We start from the raw sequence: 16,110 nt of genomic DNA, 5'->3' as shown, positions 1-16,110 counted from the left end.
CATTTGGCGATAGCCCAATAATAAATCGAATATGAAGTTTTTGAACTGGGCTACAAGGATTCGAACCTTGAAATGACGGAGTCAGAGTCCGTTGCCTTACCATTTGGCGATAGCCATCGCTGCAACGAGTGTTATTATATACGATGTTGCCTGTTTGGTCAAGCACTTTTTTCAAAAAATTTTATTTTTTTCAAATTTTCTGAAAAAGTGCCTGATTTACACAGGTTTTTAAGTCCTGTTTCTTTCTTATTTTCTATCATTCTATATCATTTTTTATACTGCCGTTTTCTTCGCCGGTTTGGGAATCCCTTTTCCCGGAATCCTCTTTCTCTGTTTCCGCCGTACTGCTTTTCTCGTCAGAACCAGAGCCAGAGCCGGTTCCTGTTTCCTGTTTTTGAGGCTGCTTCCACGGCTGCTGCGTGTCTCCATTTGCGCTTGTATCTGCATTTGTGTTTGTGCTTGCATTTGTACTTGCATTTATATCAGCATTTGCGTCCGCAGTTTCCTTGTTTTTCCCACCTGCATCCTCTTTTGCGTCCCCAGAGTCCTTTTTATCTGCTTCTGAGGTTTTCAGTTCATCCGCGATCTCTGGCGTATCAAAATAGCCTTTTACCGTGGTAGCCGTGCTGTCACCCTTTCTGGTAATACCGCCCAGTACAAAGCTATAGGTTTTTCCACCCTCCAGTCCCTTTGTCTCCACGATGCAGGCATCGCTTTCGGTTTCCCCGATCAGCGCCGCATAGGAATTTCCTTCCTCATCCCGCACTGACACCGTCGGATTCTTCCAACGGACATAGTCTTCAAAATAAATGTAGATGCGGTCTTCCTCATAATCCACATAGTCAATCTTTACTCTGCCCTGCCGGATTTTCTCCTCGGTTTCCGGTTCTGTCTGGAAATCTGCCGATGCTTCAGATTCAGAATGTGCGCCAGCAGCAGTTTCTGTTTTTTCTGGCAGCACTTCGGAAGCTTCCATTTCTGCACCACTGCCGGTTTCTTCCCCGTTTTCTTCCAAAACTTCTTCCGAGGCTTCTCCTGCCGGTTCTTCTACGTTTCCCGGCGTTTCTGTGTTTTCCCTGGTCTGAGAGGTTTTCGCCTCATCTGCAAACGCTCCCAGAGCCAGGGAGTTCTTCGTGATCTCCCTGGCGATTTCTTCCATATTCATGGTGGAAAGCCGTTTCATATCGTCTTTCGTCAGATTCTGGTTCTGATCGATCAGTTCCTTTAAAAAATAAGCCTTTCCATAAGAGATCCCGTAGGTATCTGCCAGACTGCGGACTTCATCCTCCTCGATCACCTGCTGGTCATAGACCACGGCATTCACCTGGTTTTCCTGCAGAGTCTGTTCGATGTCCTCCACCACGCTGCTGCGCAGCGCCGATGCCTTCCGGACACTGTCATTGCTGACAGTGACCAGGATCGCATTGTCCAGATCGTCTAAATAACCATGCGTCACCATAGAACCAATGACTGCATTGACTGCCACATTAAGCTCTACCCCTTTCAGGTCCATATCTGCCATGATGGCCTCTGCATCCTGATTGAGCGGCTCTGCCTTTAAAATGCGGTTTTTACGGCTGATGGAAAGCTCCACACTGGGGTTGACATCGATTCCGATCACCGAGTCGATCTGCCGGTTCTGGTACTGGTAATGCCAGGCACCTCCCCCCGCAGTCACCAGGCACAGACACGCTGCCGCCGCCACAGCCATACCCCGAATGCGGCGCTGCAGGGTTATGATCTTTTCCTGGCCATGATTTACTTCCGGCTTCTGCTGCGGCACAGAAAGATCAAGCTTTCCAAAAATATCCGGAGTGAGCACATCCATGGCGGATCTTAAATGCTGTTCGATTTCCTTTTTCTGCTGATTCCTGCCCATACGTACTCACCCCTCCTCTCTCAGATAATTTTGAAGTTTTTTCATGGCCCGGTTATATTTTGACAAGACCGTAGGCAGCGGCATGCCAAGCCCGGAAGCGATCTCCCGGTGCTTTAATCCTGAAGACGCATGCAAAAGAACGATCTGGCGCTCATCTTCCTTTAAAATCTCCAAAGCAGCCTTCAGCATCATCGCATCTGTCATCTGCTCAAGTGGAAGGCAAAGCTCCCCCGTCTCCTCACCAGACAATTCGTCCAGCCCGATGTCCGCCATGCGCTTCTGGTCCCGGAACTTCATATAACACAGATTCCGCGCAATGGTAAACATCCACGCAAGGGGCTTTCCCTGGGGCTTGTAGCTGCCCGCGGAGATCCAGATTTTCAGATAGGTTTCCTGCAGGACCTCTTCCGCATCCTGCGGATTCTTCAGGATCGATAATATAAAACTGTATACACTCCTGTCTGTATCCAGATAGAGCTGGTGAAAGGCTTCCCGGTCACCCTTTGCTACCTGTCTTAAAAGTTCCTCTTGCTTCAATCGACTGTTCCTTTTCCTTCCTCACAATCATTTAATGCATCCCCGGCAATTCTTATTGCAAAAAATAGCAATTTTTCCTGCCACTGGCGCCATTCATTCTGGGCTGCCCCACTGTTATCCCTGGTATTCTTCCTGCCGGTAGCTGTTTTCTACCGTAACAATGCAGGTGCAGCGTCTATCCCGCTCACGCACTTTTTCACAGACCTGCCTGGTCAGCTCTTCCCGCATCTGTCTGGTATAATCACGCGGCACTACCAGATCAAAGATCAGGTTTATGCGGGCCGGACTCTGGGCAATGCGGAAATCATGCAGCGTCAGGCGGGAATCCAGATGGAGGATCACATCGATAGCCATTTCTTTTAAAATTTCCGCCAGCTCATTGTCTGTCTCGACCGGATCCATATGGATGACCAGAAAAATCCCAAGCTTTTCCAGTGCATCCCGTTCAATCTGGTCTACCACTGCATGGGACGTCTCAATATCAACCTTGCTTGGCACCTCCGCATGGATCGATGCCATACTGCGGCTCGGCCCATAGTTATGCACGATCAGGTCGTGGCTGCCGATGATTCCGTCATAGCTTTCCACAAAATCGGAAATCTTTTTGTAGACCTCCGGGTCAATGGCCTCGCCAAGGAGCGGTGCCAGTGTATCCTTCGCAATGTTGATGCCCGCGATCAGCACCAGAACCGAAACCACCAGACCGATGATGCCATCGATATTAATATGGAAGAAGCGGAATACCAGAAGTGAGACGATCGTTGCCGAGGTTGCCCCCACATCGCCCAGGGAATCCGCTGCGGTCGCCATCATCACCGTGGAATTGATCTTCTTTCCCAGCTTCCGGTTATAGGAGGCCATCCACAGTTTCACCAACACAGAAAACACCAGAATTCCAACCGAAAACAGGCTAAAACTCAGGGTTTCTGGATGCAGGATTTTTTCAACCGCAGTCTTTAAAAGCGAAAAGCCTACCTGAACAACCAGAAAGGCAACCACAAAGGCTGCAATATACTCCATGCGCCCATGTCCAAACGGGTGCTCCTCGTCTGCCGGTTTTTCTGCCATGCGCACCCCGACAAACCCAATGATGGAGGATGCCGCATCCGATAAGTTATTGAAGGCATCTGCCATAACCGAAATACTGTTTACCAGAAACCCCGCAAACAATTTAGAGCTGAATAAAAACAGGTTGCAGCAGATTCCAAGAATACTCGCCAGCATCCCGTAAGCAGTCCTCACCTTTGCATTTTCTACATTTTCATAGTCTTTTACAAACCGTTTCACTAAAAAATTGATCATGATTTTTTTAACGCCTTACCTTCCTCACACAGCCTTTACTCGTAAAATACTTTCTTCAGGCAAAGGCCTTCTGCCGGTGCCGTATAACCAGAAGCCTGACGGTCCAGTGCCGCAAGAACCTCCGGCATCGTGCCTGCATCCCGCTTTCCAAGCCCCACCTCGATCAGGGTTCCCGTCAGAATGCGTACCATATTCTGTAAAAAGCCATTTCCTTCAAATTCCAGCTTCACCAGACTGCTGCCCGCATCCTGCTTTACGTCAATCCGGTAAATGGTCCGCACCGTAGACTTTTTCATCTTTTTATTTCCGCAAAAGCTCTTGTAATCGTGGGTTCCGCAAAGCAGGTCTGCCGCTTTCTGCATGGCTTTCACATTAAGTGGCTGACCAAGTCCATAACAGGTCCGGCGGGAAAATACATTGCGCTTTGCCCCGGTTTCGATCTGATAGGTGTAGATTTTCTTCACTGCGCTCAAGCGGGCATGGAGCGCTCCGGCGCTAGTGTCAACTCGGTTACGGCAATGTCGTCTGGGAGATACTGATTGCAGCAATCACGGATCCAGTCTGCCACAGCGAACTGTTTCCGATCGTGAGCCCCGTTTTTGTGCCAGTCATTTTTCTGGTTTTTTTCCTGATTCTGGCCGCCATTCTGATTCTGGCTTTCCTCCGGCTTCCACCCGTCCGGCAGGTGAAAGTTCGCCACCTGCCCCATCGCATGCACACCGGCATCCGTGCGTCCGGAGCCATGCACTTCCACAGGAAATCCCGTCATGCGCGCTAACACCTTTTCCAGCTTCCCCTGGATTGTATTTTCGGTGTTGCCCTGCTTCTGCCAGCCGTCATAGCGGGTGCCTTCATATTGTATGATCATTTTATAATTCTGACTCATAAACGCTCCTTAATCAGATAAAATCACATCAGCAGACCCAGAAATGCCGCCGAATGGCGGCATTTCGTGGCCTGCTGCTTTTTAATCAAACTTATTTTAGAATCCCACACGCCTCAATCGCAGCGATGCCCTTCTTTAACTCCGGCTCATCCTGCACGAGTGCCATGCGCACATAACCTTCTCCGGATGGTCCGAATGCGCTGCCCGGTGTAACAAGCACTCCGCTTTTCTTTACCAACTCCACTGCAAATTCTTCAGAGCTCGTAAAGGATTCCGGGACCGGTGCCCATACGAACATGGTTGCCTCCGGTTTTGGAATCTTCCAGCCGATGGCATTTAAGCCATCGCAGAGCACATCGCGGCGTTTCTCGTAAGCTGCACGGGTTGTCTCCACACAAGTCTGGTCACCAATAATAGCTGCAACTGCTGCCTTCTGGATTGGAAGGAACATGCCGTAATCCATATTGGATTTGAGAAGCTTCAAATGCTTTACTACCTCCGGATTTCCCACACAGAAGCCGATTCGCGCGCCAGCAAGACCATAAGTTTTTGACAGGGAATTGAACTCTACGCCAACCTCTTTTGCCCCAGGGAAACGAAGGAAGCTTCCGCAATGTTTTCCATCAAATACCAGTTCACTGTAGGCATTGTCGTGAAGGACAATGATATCGTACTTCTTCGCAAATGCGATCAGCTCCTCATAGAAGGAATCCGGTGCCATAACAGCGGTCGGGTTGTTCGGATAGGAAACGATCATGAATTTTGCATGCTGTGCCACATCCTCCGGAATATCGGAAAGGCGGATCACATAACCATTTTCCTTCTTCTGCGGCATATAATAAAGCTCAGCCCCAGCCAGACGCGGACCATCTGCGAATACCGGATAGCACGGGTCCGGAACTAACACCAGGTCACCCTCATCCACAATAGACATGGCAATGTGAGCCAGTCCCTCCTGGGAACCAAGCAGGGAACAGATTTCTGTGTCCGGATCCAGTGCTACACCGTAACGGCGCTCATACCAGCCGGAAACCGCCTGCAGCAGATCTTTCTGGTCATTGATCGCGTAAATGTAATTGTTTTTATCGGCTGCCTCTTTGCAGAGCACGTCAAGAATATGTTTCGCCGGCGGAATATTCGGCGCACCGATACTCAAATCCAGCACACTCTCCCCGGCTTCCAGTCTCTGGCGTTTCATCTCGGCAAGTCTGGAGAATACACCCTCTCCAAACCGGTTCATTCTATTTGCAAATTTCATAATTTTCTCCTCCGTAACTCCGGCACATATCCAAGCTTTGCAACCGCCTGAAACATTTTGTGTCATCTCATATTTTCATAAAAGATTAGGCTTATTCTACCACAGTTTTCCACAAAAGTCTCGACTAACTTTGCTTTTCTTCCGTCTTGCTGTATACTAAGAACAGCAGATCATCGGACGCATCATGGATGCCGCCCCGATACGCAATGCAACAAAAAAGCACGTTCATCCCGGTTTGCAAAAATTCCAACCATACCAACGTGCTTTTTAAACCCAACTATAAAATTTACCGTAAAGGAGTCCATCACCATGCTTACCATCGGATGTCATCTTTCCTCCTCCCGCGGCTACCTCGCCATGGGAAAGGATGCTGTTAAAATTAATGCCAACACCTTTCAGTTCTTCACCCGCAATCCACGCGGCGGAAAAGCAAAGGATATTGACCCAGAAGATGTCGCGCAGTTTCTTGCTTTCGCAAAAGAACACGGAATCCACCAGATTCTGGCACATGCCCCTTATACCTTAAACGCTGCTTCTGCCGACGAGGGCATCCGCGGCTTTGCCCGCCGCACTATGGCCGATGACCTCTTGCGTATGGAGTACACCCCGGGAAACTGCTACAATTTTCACCCGGGGAGCCATGTCAAACAGGGCATGGAGGCCGGCATCACCTACATTGCCGAAATGCTAAATGCTATTTTAAAGCCAGAACAGACCACCACTGTTTTACTGGAAACCATGGCCGGAAAAGGAAGCGAAGTCGGCGGCCGCTTTGAAGAACTGCGCGAGATCATCGACCGCGTGGAATTAAACAGCCATCTGGGTGTCTGCCTGGACACCTGCCACGTCTGGGACGGCGGCTACGATATCGCAAACCATCTAGACGAAGTCCTCGACGAATTTGACCGGATCATCGGTCTGGAGCGGCTTCGTGCCATTCACTTAAACGACAGCTTAAATCCTCTTGGCGCCCACAAAGACCGCCATGCAAAAATCGGGGAAGGCTGCATCGGAAAAGAAGCGTTGATCTGCGTGGTACAGCATCCGGCTCTGAAAGATCTGCCGTTTTATCTGGAAACACCGAATGAGCTGGATGGGTATGCGGCGGAAATCGCGCTGATGCGGGAGCATGCAAGGTAAACTGCAGGCATCCGCTGATTCAGAAAAATCCTGGTTCGGAACCGTATCCGTAAAACCTCAGCATAACAACAAAATGGAATCGAAGCCAGATACAGCATCCAGCTTCGATTCCATTTTTTGTATTCTGGTTGAATTATACTAGCTTCCTGTAACTTCTCCAGAAGTACAGCACCTCTGCTACTCCCGTGATTGCCCAGGAAAAGAAATACAAAAGATACAGTGAAGTAAGCGTATGGAAATGGGCGAAGATCGTAAATACCCAGATCACACGGAACACACAGGATCCCAGAATCACAATGATCGTCGGCGGGATACTCTTTCCGATTCCGCGGGATGCCGCAATGGAACAGTCCATGAATGCGGAAATCGCATAGGAAAAGCTCATGACATAGAGGCGTTCCCGTCCTGCGTGGATGACGGCTTCTTCCGTTGCAAACAGTGATAAGAATTCATGCCCGAACACAAGGAACAGAATGCCAAATGCTGCTCCGATTGCAAATGCATAGGTCAGGCAGATAAAGTAGCTTTTTAACACCCGGTCCTTTTTTCCTGCGCCGAGGTTCCGGCTCATAAAGCTGGCACAGGCAGTATAAAAAGCAAACATGGAATTGTAGACCAAAGGGTCTGTGTTTGCGGCCGCCGCGTTTCCGGATACGGTAACTGCATCAAACGAATTCACGCCTGCCTGCACAAACAGATTCGCGATCGCAAAAATGGCCTGCTGCAGACCGCCCGGGATTCCAAGCATTAAAACAGCCTGTCCAGCCACCTTGTGGTAGCGGAGTTTGCTGATTTGCAGCCTGCAGACATCTCTCCGGCACCACAGGTGATGCAGGATCAGTCCCGCTGACAGATACTGCGCCATAACACTGGCAATCGCCACGCCTTCTGCCGCCATATGAAACCCGATGACAAAGACCAGGTTCATAATCACATTCAGGATTCCTGCAATAAACAGGTATACCAGCGGACGTTTTGTGTCCCCTCTGGCACTCATCACGCCGTTGCCGAAATTGTAAAGTCCCAGCGCAGGCATACCAAGGGAATAGATCCGCAAATAGTTCACGGCACCATCCAGCAGTTCTTCCTTTGTATTTAACATGAGAAGAAATGTTTTCGAACAGGTCAGCCCGATGATGCAGATCAAAAGTCCGGTCAGAAGACAGATCAGGCAGGAGGTATGGATCGTTTCCTGCGTTTCCCTCTGGTTTCCGGCTCCCAGGCTGTGGGCCACGCGGACATTAACTCCGCTTCCCATGCCAATAAGAAATCCGGTAAACAGCGTGACCAGAAGGCTGGTCGACCCAACCGATCCCAGCGCCCGGTAATCCGCGAAGCGGCCCACCACAGCCACATCGCTTAGGTTGAACATGACCTCTAAAAGCTGGGAAAAAATCAGCGGGCAGCTGAACAGAAAGATATTCTTCCAGAGAGACCCTTCTGTCATGCTGACCGCAAATGCCTGATTCTTCTTTGAATCCGTATGATTTAATTTGTCAGAGCCCTGATTACTGCTCATACAGCTTCAGACTCTCCATAATGATATCGACACAACGCTCAATTCCAAGCTTCCCGCTGTTTAAGCTCAGATGATAGTTTCTTGGGTTGCCCCACTCATTTCCGCTGTAATACTGGTAGTAATCGCGGCGCTTCTGGTCAATCTGGCGCATACGGTTTTCCATCTTCTTAGCGCTTTCCTGCGGCTCTAATGCTAACATACGCTCCACACGCTTCTTCATACCAGCACAGATGAACACATGGAAGCCGTCCTCCACCAGAATATCGGAGCAACGGCCAATGATCACGCAAGGGCCTTCCTGAGCCAGCTTTTTGATGATCTGGACTGGGCCATAAACACCTGGTCAGATACCGGAACTTCATATAAAGGAGAAAATGGATTCACGGATACATAATCGTGATCGATCCGCTCCTTGTTTCCAATAACTTCGTCATGGCTATGGAAGACTTCTTCGGAAATGTTGCTGTCCTCTGCCGCCATAGAAATAATTTCTTTATCGTAAAATGGAATGCCAAGCTTTTCTGCCAGACGGAACCCCACCTCACGTCCACCGCTGCCAAACTCACGGCTTATGGTAATGACTCTGCTCATAATTGTTTCCTCCTCTCCGGTATCTTTCCCATTTTCCGAGAATGCTTCACACGATTACATGTGCACCACCCCTGCTGCATTGTTTTCGGTCACCACGCCCTTTCAAAAAGGCATGTACTGACACCATAAACCGCACGGATACCGTGTCTCCATCTTAGCATGTTTGTCCACAGAAAGCTACCGCTTCCGACAAAATTATGCACCAATTTTCCTTAATTTTGTCGCCTGCTGCAATTTCACCAGCCACAATCGGTCCATGGATTTATTCTATCCCGGTGCTCCTGGAATTTTCCAGAAATTCATACGCGATCCGCTCATCTCCATTTGCGAGATGAATGATCCCGCATCTCTGGAATCCGTTTTTTCCAGCACGTGCTGCATCGGAAGATTATTTCTGTGCGTGTCAATCCGCAAATCCCCGCCGCTGTGCTTCGCGCACCAGCGGATGCAAAAAGATCCGGCTCCTTTTACCCGCCTCGGTGCTGCCACGCGGTGCATGATATGATAGTTTTCATTCCCGATCCAGCTTCCCTCATAGATCTTTGCGTAATCCGGATCTGGTCCTTCGGAAAAATAGAATACTCCGGCAAGGATTCCCTCTGCTTCACAGACATAGCTTTTTCCTTCGCGGATATCTGCTTCCACCTGCTCCACAGGCGGATATGTGGTTCCCCACTGGCTTCCATTTCCGGTTTTCTGCATGAAGGTTCGCGCTTCTGCGTACAACTTTAAAATTTCCGGGAGATCCTGCTCTTTTGCTTTTCTGATTTCCATTTATTTCACTCCGCTCTTCTTATTCGATTTTCCATGTACTTCTTGAAAAACAACCGATTCATTCGTTCTATGTACAGTCCGCGAAACAACCGTTTCACACTGTCACGGAAAATCATGCACCATTTTCACTCATGTTTACACAACGGTTTGAAATCAGCGGATGAAATTGGTCCTTGCCCGCTCTTCTCTTCCAGTCGGCGCGGTAATTCCGGCTTTCTTTCCAGCCTCCAGGCACTTGATCACCCACGCCATGTTACGTCCAAGGGTACGCATGGTCTGAAGTCCTTCCAGATCCTGCATCACCTCTTCCGGCTTGTTGCCATGTACCATGTTCCAGTACTGGGAACCAACGGTTACCATGTTTGTAATGCCGAAATATTTATTTAACACATCAAAGGATGCCGTCGTTCCGCCGCGTCTTGCAGAAAGCACTGCTGCACCCGGCTTATACGCAAAGGCACTACCAGCGGAATAAAACAGGCGGTCCAGGAAGGAAAGCACGCGTCCACTTGGATGCGCATAGTAAACCGGGCTTCCGAAGATAAATCCGTCCGCATCTTTTGCCTTTGCAGCTACCAGATTTACCAGATCATCCTCAAACACGCAGCGTTTCAGCTTGCCGCATGCACCGCAGCCAATGCAATCCCGGATCGCATCTTTTCCAAGCTGGATGATCTCGGTCTCCACGCCCTCTTCATTCAATGCCTTTGCTGCCTCGCTCAGTGCTGTAAAGGTACAGCCATGCTCATTTCCACTTCCGTTGATCAGTAATACTTTTGCCATGTGAATCTTCTCCTTTCGTTCTATCCATTGTTTTTCGATTCATCTTTTTATCTCTTTCAACCGGACAACCAGTTTTTCGATGCAGACAGCCGCAATCTGCCGGCATATCCTGGTTTTCCAGCCGCGGATTGTAACTCTTTCTACTTATTACAAGAGTCCTGCTGCCCGCATGAGATGCTTCGCCAGCACTGCCGTTGTCACCGCACCGACACCGCCCGGTACCGGAGTTGCCGCCTGGGCTTTCTCTAAAATGGTATCGTAATCCACATCCCCGCAGAGTTTTCCGTTTTCATCCACATTGATGCCGACATCGATCACCACTGCATCATCGCCCACATAATCGCCGTTTAACATTTTTGCGTGTCCGGCTGCTGCCACCAGGATTTCCGCATTCCGGCAGGTTCCTGCCAGGTCTTTCGTTCTGGTGTGGCAGATGGTGACAGTCGCATTTTCCTTTAACATTAACATGGAAAGCGGCTTTCCGACTACCATGCTGCGTCCCACGATCGTCACGCGTTTTCCGGTCATCGGGATCTCGGCTGCTTTCAATACCTCAATGACAGCCTCAGCGGTGCACGGAGCAAAGCCGCTGTTATCGCCTGCAAATACCTTTGCGATGTTTACCGGTGAGATTCCATCCAGATCCTTTTTCGGATTGATCATCTGCTCAATGTCCTTCTCGCAAATCTGCTTTGGCAACGGACGGAGCATGAGAATTCCAGTCACATCCGGATCCTCACTGATTTTGGTGAATTCTGCCTTAAACTCTGCATCCGAAATGTCAGCCGGATACACATAAGACTGCACGCGCAGTCCAAAATTTTCCATCTTCTTGGTTGCACCGCGCTCATAAGACATATCATCCGGGTTCTCTCCCACCCGTACAATAGCCAGTTTTGGTGCCTCCCCGGCTCTGTTTGCAAGCGCTGCCTGCACTTCTTCTTTGATCTTGGCAGAAACCTCTGCACCTTTCAATACTCGCATGGAATGTCCTCCCTTATATTCTGTCTCTCTCCGTATTTTGGAACTCTCTTCTTCTCCTTTGTGTATTTTCTATTTTAAAATACACAGAAGCCTTCAAACCACACTGCGTTATCCGACCAGCTGCTTAAGCACTTTCGCATAAATTTCATCGGCCTGTCTGGTTCCCTCTTCGATCAGCTTCTTCGCCCTTGCATTTAACTCTTCCGCTTTTTCCCGGTTCTTCATGGACTTTGTATTGATGTATACATTCATAACCGCACCGGTCAGCGCTGTTCTTGCAAACTGAACAGCCACGCCTACATCTGAAACGGCCATACGGCTGCCCTTTTCCCCCAGGAATTCCAGAAGTTCTATGGTTTCCGCTGCCTTTTCCATCATCTGAAGCGGTACCAGGCTTGCCGCAAGCAGGTTTTCTTCCATAATGCGTGCTTTTTCCTGCTTTTCCTCTTCCGTAGAGGCCGGAAGACTGTAAGCTGCAGCAAGCGGAGCAAATACCTTCGCATCCTGGTCTGCCAGATCCAGAAATTCATTCTGAAGTGCCTGCAGTTTTCCTAAAAGATCCTGCACCTCTTCTTCCACGTCTGCATATTTCTTTTTTCCAATTGTCAGGTTCGACACCATCTGTCCCAGTGCTGCTGCCACCGAACCGCCCAGGGCAGACGCACCGCCGCCGCCCGGAACCGGCGCTTTCGATGCCAGCGTTCCAAGCCACAGGCCCATCAGTTCTTTTTCTATCATAATAAGGAATCCTCGCTTTCCTTCTTTTGCCTTTGCTCTCTTGCGCTCGTCCTCGTGACGCAAGTCACTCGATTTCCTCGCCGTTCGCCATGAACGTGCAAGCACGCTCCTGGCTCTCTTGCGCTCGTCACATTATACCATAGGAAAAGAAAGAACGCCAGTCCGTGAGTGGATTGGCGTTCCAAAAGTCGCATTCTAAAGTCTGCACGCATTTTTTCTGTTTCGTCCCTGCTATTCCGGTAAATCAGAAAGAACAGGACTGCTATCGAAGCTGTTCCATCGGGTCTTTTCCGAGAATTCCCGGCTCTGTCATGGTGTATGGGTTCAGCACGGTATTTAACTGTTCCGCATCCATCAGACCCTTTTCCAGAATCAGATCCCGTACCTGACGGCCGGTGCGCAGTGCTTCTTTCGCAATGTTTGCTGCTGTCTCATAGCCGACATACGGACAGATCGCGGTGATGACACCGATGCTGTTCTCTACCTCTTTGCGGCAGTGCTCCTTGTTCGCGGTGATTCCGGTAATACAGTTGTCCACCAACGTCTTGACTGCGTAGGTCAGCGTCTCGATCGATTCAAACAAATTATAGAAAATGATCGGCTCAAAGGCATTTAATTCCAGCTGTCCGGCCTCTGCCGCCATGGTGATCGTTACATCGTTTCCGATGATATTGAAAGCAACCTGATTGACCACCTCCGGGATAACCGGGTTGATCTTGCCCGGCATGATGGAAGAACCATTCTGTCTCGCCGGAAGGTTGATCTCGCCAAAACCGGTTCTCGGTCCCGATGACATCAGACGCAGGTCGTTGGACATCTTGGACAGGTTCACGGCACAGTTTTTTACAATGCCGGATACCGATGCATAGCTGTCGAGGTTCTGGGTCGCATCGATCATGTCGTAGGACTGCACCAGCTCCTCACCGGTTAACGTGGACATATTTTTTACCACGCGGTGAAAATACTGGACATCCGCATTCAGTCCAGTTCCGATCGCGGTACCGCCCAGGTTTAAGCAGCGGATTTCTTCCTTCGCATTGTCGAACCGTCTGATATCGCGGCGGATGGCCGATGCATACGCGTGGAATTCCTGTCCCAGGCGGATCGGCACGGCATCCTGCAGCTGGGTTCTGCCCATTTTGATCACGGAATCAAACTCTTTCGCCTTGTCCATGAGTGCCTCTTCCAGGCGTTTCAGCTGCTCCTGCGCATTGCCCAGCAGCTTTAACGCTGCCATCTTTCCGCAGGACGGGAATACGTCATTGGTGGACTGTCCAAAGTTAACATGGTCATTCGGGTTGACCAGCTTGTAATCGCCCTTTTTCCCACCCAGGATCTCGATTGCACGGTTTGCAATGACTTCATTTGCATTCATGTTCAAAGAAGTTCCGGCGCCGCCCTGGATCGGGTCTACGATAAACTGGTCGTGCAGCTTTCCGGCAATGATCTCGTCGCAGGCCTGGGTAATGGCCGATGCCCGCTTCTTATCCAGCTCACCCACCTCAAAGTTGGTGATGGCCGCCGCCTTTTTGATCTGCGCCACACTGTTGATCAGTTCCGGATGCATTTTCAGCCCCGTTATATTAAAATTCTCATAAGCACGAAGCGTCTGAACCCCATAATAGGCATCCTCCGGCACTTCCTTTTCTCCGATCGAATCGTGCTCCAGACGATATTTCTTTTCCTCTTCCTTCATGTTCCTGATCCTCCCATGTATCTTTTCGTCCAAATGTCCTGCCATACAAATATTCCATGCTTCCCTGCAGGCTGCTGCCGTTTTCTGCCATCTTGTTCCCGCATTTGTGTCCCGCAGCAGAATCTCTCTTATGTGGTGCTGACATTGTTTGTTCTTGACACCAGTATAATTTGGCACTACACTATTTTCAAATACTTATAAAATCATACTTTTTATAGATATTTGTCTATATCAGGAGGAAGTTATGTTTCAGGGGATGCATTACGTTTATGAAGTTTACAAAGAAATGAGCTTTTCGAAGGCCGCCCGCAATCTATTTATCAGCCAGCCATCATTAAGCGCTGCCGTCAAAAAAGAGGAAGCCCAGATCGGCTTCCCCATCTTCGACCGCAGCTCCAACCCTATCCAGCTCACAGATCCCGGAAAAGAATACATCCGCTCCATTGAGATCATCATGGATGTGGAAAACGGATTTCAGAATTATATCAATGACATGAGGGAGATCAAAAGCGGCTCCATCTCCATCGGAGGCACCAACCTCTTCATTTCCTATGTGCTGCCGCCGTTTATTTCCAGATTTACGGAGCGCTATCCGCAAGTTCACTTAAATCTGGTCGAAGCAACCACCTCAGAGCTGACCAAAAAGCTGTTTTCCGGCTCCCTGGACCTTCTGATCGACAACCAGAACATGGACCCTGCAGTCTACAGCAAACGCTTCTTTTGCGAAGAACACCTGCTGCTGACCGTTCCGTCCCGTCTTTCCATAAACGAAACGATGAAAAACTATGCCTTCACCGCTTCCGATATTCTGGAAAACCGGCATTTCAACTCCCGTATCCCACCGGTTTCCCTGGAACATTTCCAGAATGAAAACTTTCTCCTTTTAAAAGGTGGAAATGATACCAGAACACGAGCTGACCGGATGTTCCACAACGCGCACGTTCTTCCAAAGATCCGCTTAGAGCTGGACCAGCAGATTACAGCCTACAATCTCTCCCGGCACGGCATGGGGATCTCCTTCAGCTCAGACACCCTGATCCGCCACGTTCCGGACAGCGAAAATCTGGTGTACTATAAGCTCAACCACCAGGATGCTTCCCGGGAAGTGAATTTTTATTACAAGCGCAGCCGGTATATGCCAAAGGTGGTCAGCACCTTTCTGGATATGATCTGATCTTTGTGGGAAATTTTCGCACAATTTCCCACAATTTTTGCCAGCAAATGCTTTACCGATTATCTATAGTATCTATATCACTTATAGATAGTTGTCTATATCGTTTACGTTTACCCTTCCACAAGAAAATGTCCTTTGGCATTTTCTGGCACTTTCTTGACATTTTTCTCCTCTGATTTTATACTTATTTTAATCGATTACATAAGGGGGACTACCTATGAAAAAGATCCTGGAAGAATTCAAGGCATTCGCGCTGAAAGGCAACATGATCGACATGGCAGTCGCTGTGATCATCGGCGGCGCATTCAACGGACTGATCACCTCTCTGGTTGAAAACGTAGTCATGCCGGCCTTAAGCCTGATCACCGGAAAAATCGACTTCAGCAACATGTTTATCGCCTTAAACGGCGAACACTACACAACCCTGGAAGCAGCAAAAGAACAGACCTCTGTCATCGCCTATGGTCTGTTTGTAACCCAGCTGATTAATTTCCTGATCATGGCCTTTGTTGTATTCCTGGTCATCCGCCAGCTGAATAAGCTGTACAAAAAACCGGCTCCGCCTGCAGCACCAACTGAGAAAGAATGCCCATACTGCAAGACCAAGATTGCGATCGCAGCGACCCGCTGTCCGCACTGCACTTCCATTCTTTCCGACGAGCTTCAGAAAGAGGCTGTGGAAAAACTCTCTTGACGAGTTTCTTCGTTTCTGGTGAACTACATCGGCAATTGAATTACCGAGCATCTGATTACGAAGCATAGCTCCGTAGTTTCAGGGGTGCGTCCATGACACCCTTACTGCTACCCAGGTGGGTTACACAGCTACTTTTATTGTTTTTGTACTGCTCA

General features: G+C 49.3%; 13 protein-coding genes, 1 tRNA gene and 2 pseudogenes. 3 read left to right on the top strand and 13 right to left on the bottom strand.

Annotated features, from left to right (window positions below; all coding sequences use genetic code 11):
* Positions 1-48: 48 nt before the first annotated feature.
* The 6 genes and pseudogenes from DXA97_RS18790 to DXA97_RS18760 form a co-directional block, all read right to left on the bottom strand.
* Positions 49-117, bottom strand: a tRNA-Gln gene (locus DXA97_RS18790).
* 139 nt (positions 118-256) lie between these two features.
* Entirely contained in the window at positions 257-1,879 is a 1,623-nt protein-coding gene (locus DXA97_RS18785; protein ID WP_118721399.1) for a hypothetical protein, read from the bottom strand.
* Between the two features lie 6 nt (positions 1,880-1,885).
* Positions 1,886-2,416 (bottom strand): RNA polymerase sigma factor, encoded by a 531-nt coding sequence (locus DXA97_RS18780; RefSeq protein ID WP_118721398.1) that lies wholly within the window; start codon positions 2,414-2,416, stop codon positions 1,886-1,888.
* Positions 2,417-2,530: 114 nt separating this feature from the next.
* The gene (locus DXA97_RS18775; protein ID WP_118721397.1) at positions 2,531-3,718 is read right to left on the bottom strand and encodes a cation diffusion facilitator family transporter; all 1,188 of its coding nucleotides are present in this window, start codon (positions 3,716-3,718) and stop codon (positions 2,531-2,533) included.
* A gap of 35 nt (positions 3,719-3,753) precedes the next feature.
* Positions 3,754-4,604, bottom strand: a pseudogene (gene truA / locus DXA97_RS21330) (tRNA pseudouridine(38-40) synthase TruA).
* A 91-nt stretch (positions 4,605-4,695) separates the two neighbouring features.
* Positions 4,696-5,862 (bottom strand): aminotransferase class I/II-fold pyridoxal phosphate-dependent enzyme, encoded by a 1,167-nt coding sequence (locus DXA97_RS18760; protein ID WP_118721394.1) that lies wholly within the window; start codon positions 5,860-5,862, stop codon positions 4,696-4,698.
* A 309-nt stretch (positions 5,863-6,171) separates the two neighbouring features.
* On the opposite strand from DXA97_RS18760, the gene DXA97_RS18755 reads away from it, so the two are divergent.
* Positions 6,172-7,002: a deoxyribonuclease IV gene (locus DXA97_RS18755; protein WP_118721393.1), complete on the top strand. Its 831-nt coding sequence runs from the start codon at positions 6,172-6,174 to the stop codon at positions 7,000-7,002.
* Positions 7,003-7,135: 133 nt separating this feature from the next.
* Here DXA97_RS18755 and DXA97_RS18750 read toward each other — a convergent pair whose 3' ends face one another.
* The 7 genes and pseudogenes from DXA97_RS18750 to DXA97_RS18720 all read right to left on the bottom strand — a co-directional run bounded on the left by DXA97_RS18750 (position 7,136) and on the right by DXA97_RS18720 (position 14,087).
* Complete coding sequence (locus DXA97_RS18750) at positions 7,136-8,521, bottom strand: MATE family efflux transporter (protein WP_118705383.1); 1,386 nt, start codon at positions 8,519-8,521, stop codon at positions 7,136-7,138.
* A pseudogene (locus tag DXA97_RS18745) lies at positions 8,511-9,112 on the bottom strand (cytidylate kinase-like family protein). The gene DXA97_RS18750 and the pseudogene DXA97_RS18745 overlap by 11 nt, the downstream one beginning before the upstream one ends.
* Positions 9,113-9,379: 267 nt before the next feature.
* Complete coding sequence (locus tag DXA97_RS18740) at positions 9,380-9,886, bottom strand: GNAT family N-acetyltransferase (protein ID WP_243107765.1); 507 nt, start codon at positions 9,884-9,886, stop codon at positions 9,380-9,382.
* Positions 9,887-10,039: 153 nt separating this feature from the next.
* A complete protein-coding gene (locus DXA97_RS18735) occupies positions 10,040-10,669 on the bottom strand; it encodes a flavodoxin family protein (protein ID WP_118721392.1) in 630 nt (209 codons plus the stop codon).
* A 147-nt stretch (positions 10,670-10,816) separates the two neighbouring features.
* Positions 10,817-11,653 (bottom strand): bifunctional 5,10-methylenetetrahydrofolate dehydrogenase/5,10-methenyltetrahydrofolate cyclohydrolase, encoded by an 837-nt coding sequence (locus DXA97_RS18730; protein ID WP_118721391.1) that lies wholly within the window; start codon positions 11,651-11,653, stop codon positions 10,817-10,819.
* 108 nt (positions 11,654-11,761) lie between these two features.
* Positions 11,762-12,454 (bottom strand): cyclodeaminase/cyclohydrolase family protein, encoded by a 693-nt coding sequence (locus DXA97_RS18725; RefSeq protein WP_347561705.1) that lies wholly within the window; start codon positions 12,452-12,454, stop codon positions 11,762-11,764.
* 199 nt (positions 12,455-12,653) lie between these two features.
* On the bottom strand, positions 12,654-14,087 hold the full coding sequence (locus DXA97_RS18720) for an aspartate ammonia-lyase (protein WP_118544076.1): 1,434 nt from the start codon (positions 14,085-14,087) through the stop codon (positions 12,654-12,656).
* A 244-nt stretch (positions 14,088-14,331) separates the two neighbouring features.
* Between DXA97_RS18720 and DXA97_RS18715 the strand changes: the two genes are divergently transcribed.
* Both DXA97_RS18715 and mscL read left to right on the top strand, forming a co-directional pair.
* A complete protein-coding gene (locus DXA97_RS18715) occupies positions 14,332-15,261 on the top strand; it encodes a LysR family transcriptional regulator (RefSeq protein ID WP_118721390.1) in 930 nt (309 codons plus the stop codon).
* A gap of 226 nt (positions 15,262-15,487) precedes the next feature.
* Entirely contained in the window at positions 15,488-15,955 is a 468-nt protein-coding gene (gene mscL, locus DXA97_RS18710) for a large conductance mechanosensitive channel protein MscL (protein WP_347561706.1), read from the top strand.
* Positions 15,956-16,110 lie beyond the last annotated feature (155 nt).

The sequence above is a fragment of the Clostridium sp. OF09-36 genome (assembly GCF_003481985.1).
GTDB lineage: Bacteria > Bacillota > Clostridia > Lachnospirales > Lachnospiraceae > Brotaphodocola.
This window is presented reverse-complemented; position numbering and strand designations above follow the sequence as displayed.

Excerpts from the sequence above, each read along its gene's own strand:
- DXA97_RS18750 (WP_118705383.1), bottom strand. The coding sequence starts at position 8,521 with ATGAGCAGTAATCAGGGCTCTGACAAATTAAATCATACGGATTCAAAG.
- DXA97_RS18785 (WP_118721399.1), bottom strand. The coding sequence starts at position 1,879 with ATGGGCAGGAATCAGCAGAAAAAGGAAATCGAACAGCATTTAAGATCC.
- DXA97_RS18760 (WP_118721394.1), bottom strand. The coding sequence starts at position 5,862 with ATGAAATTTGCAAATAGAATGAACCGGTTTGGAGAGGGTGTATTCTCC.
- DXA97_RS18730 (WP_118721391.1), bottom strand. The coding sequence starts at position 11,653 with ATGCGAGTATTGAAAGGTGCAGAGGTTTCTGCCAAGATCAAAGAAGAA.
- DXA97_RS18735 (WP_118721392.1), bottom strand. The coding sequence starts at position 10,669 with ATGGCAAAAGTATTACTGATCAACGGAAGTGGAAATGAGCATGGCTGT.
- DXA97_RS18755 (WP_118721393.1), top strand. The coding sequence starts at position 6,172 with ATGCTTACCATCGGATGTCATCTTTCCTCCTCCCGCGGCTACCTCGCC.
- DXA97_RS18740 (WP_243107765.1), bottom strand. The coding sequence starts at position 9,886 with ATGGAAATCAGAAAAGCAAAAGAGCAGGATCTCCCGGAAATTTTAAAG.
- DXA97_RS18775 (WP_118721397.1), bottom strand. The coding sequence starts at position 3,718 with ATGATCAATTTTTTAGTGAAACGGTTTGTAAAAGACTATGAAAATGTA.
- DXA97_RS18715 (WP_118721390.1), top strand. The coding sequence starts at position 14,332 with ATGTTTCAGGGGATGCATTACGTTTATGAAGTTTACAAAGAAATGAGC.
- DXA97_RS18720 (WP_118544076.1), bottom strand. The coding sequence starts at position 14,087 with ATGAAGGAAGAGGAAAAGAAATATCGTCTGGAGCACGATTCGATCGGA.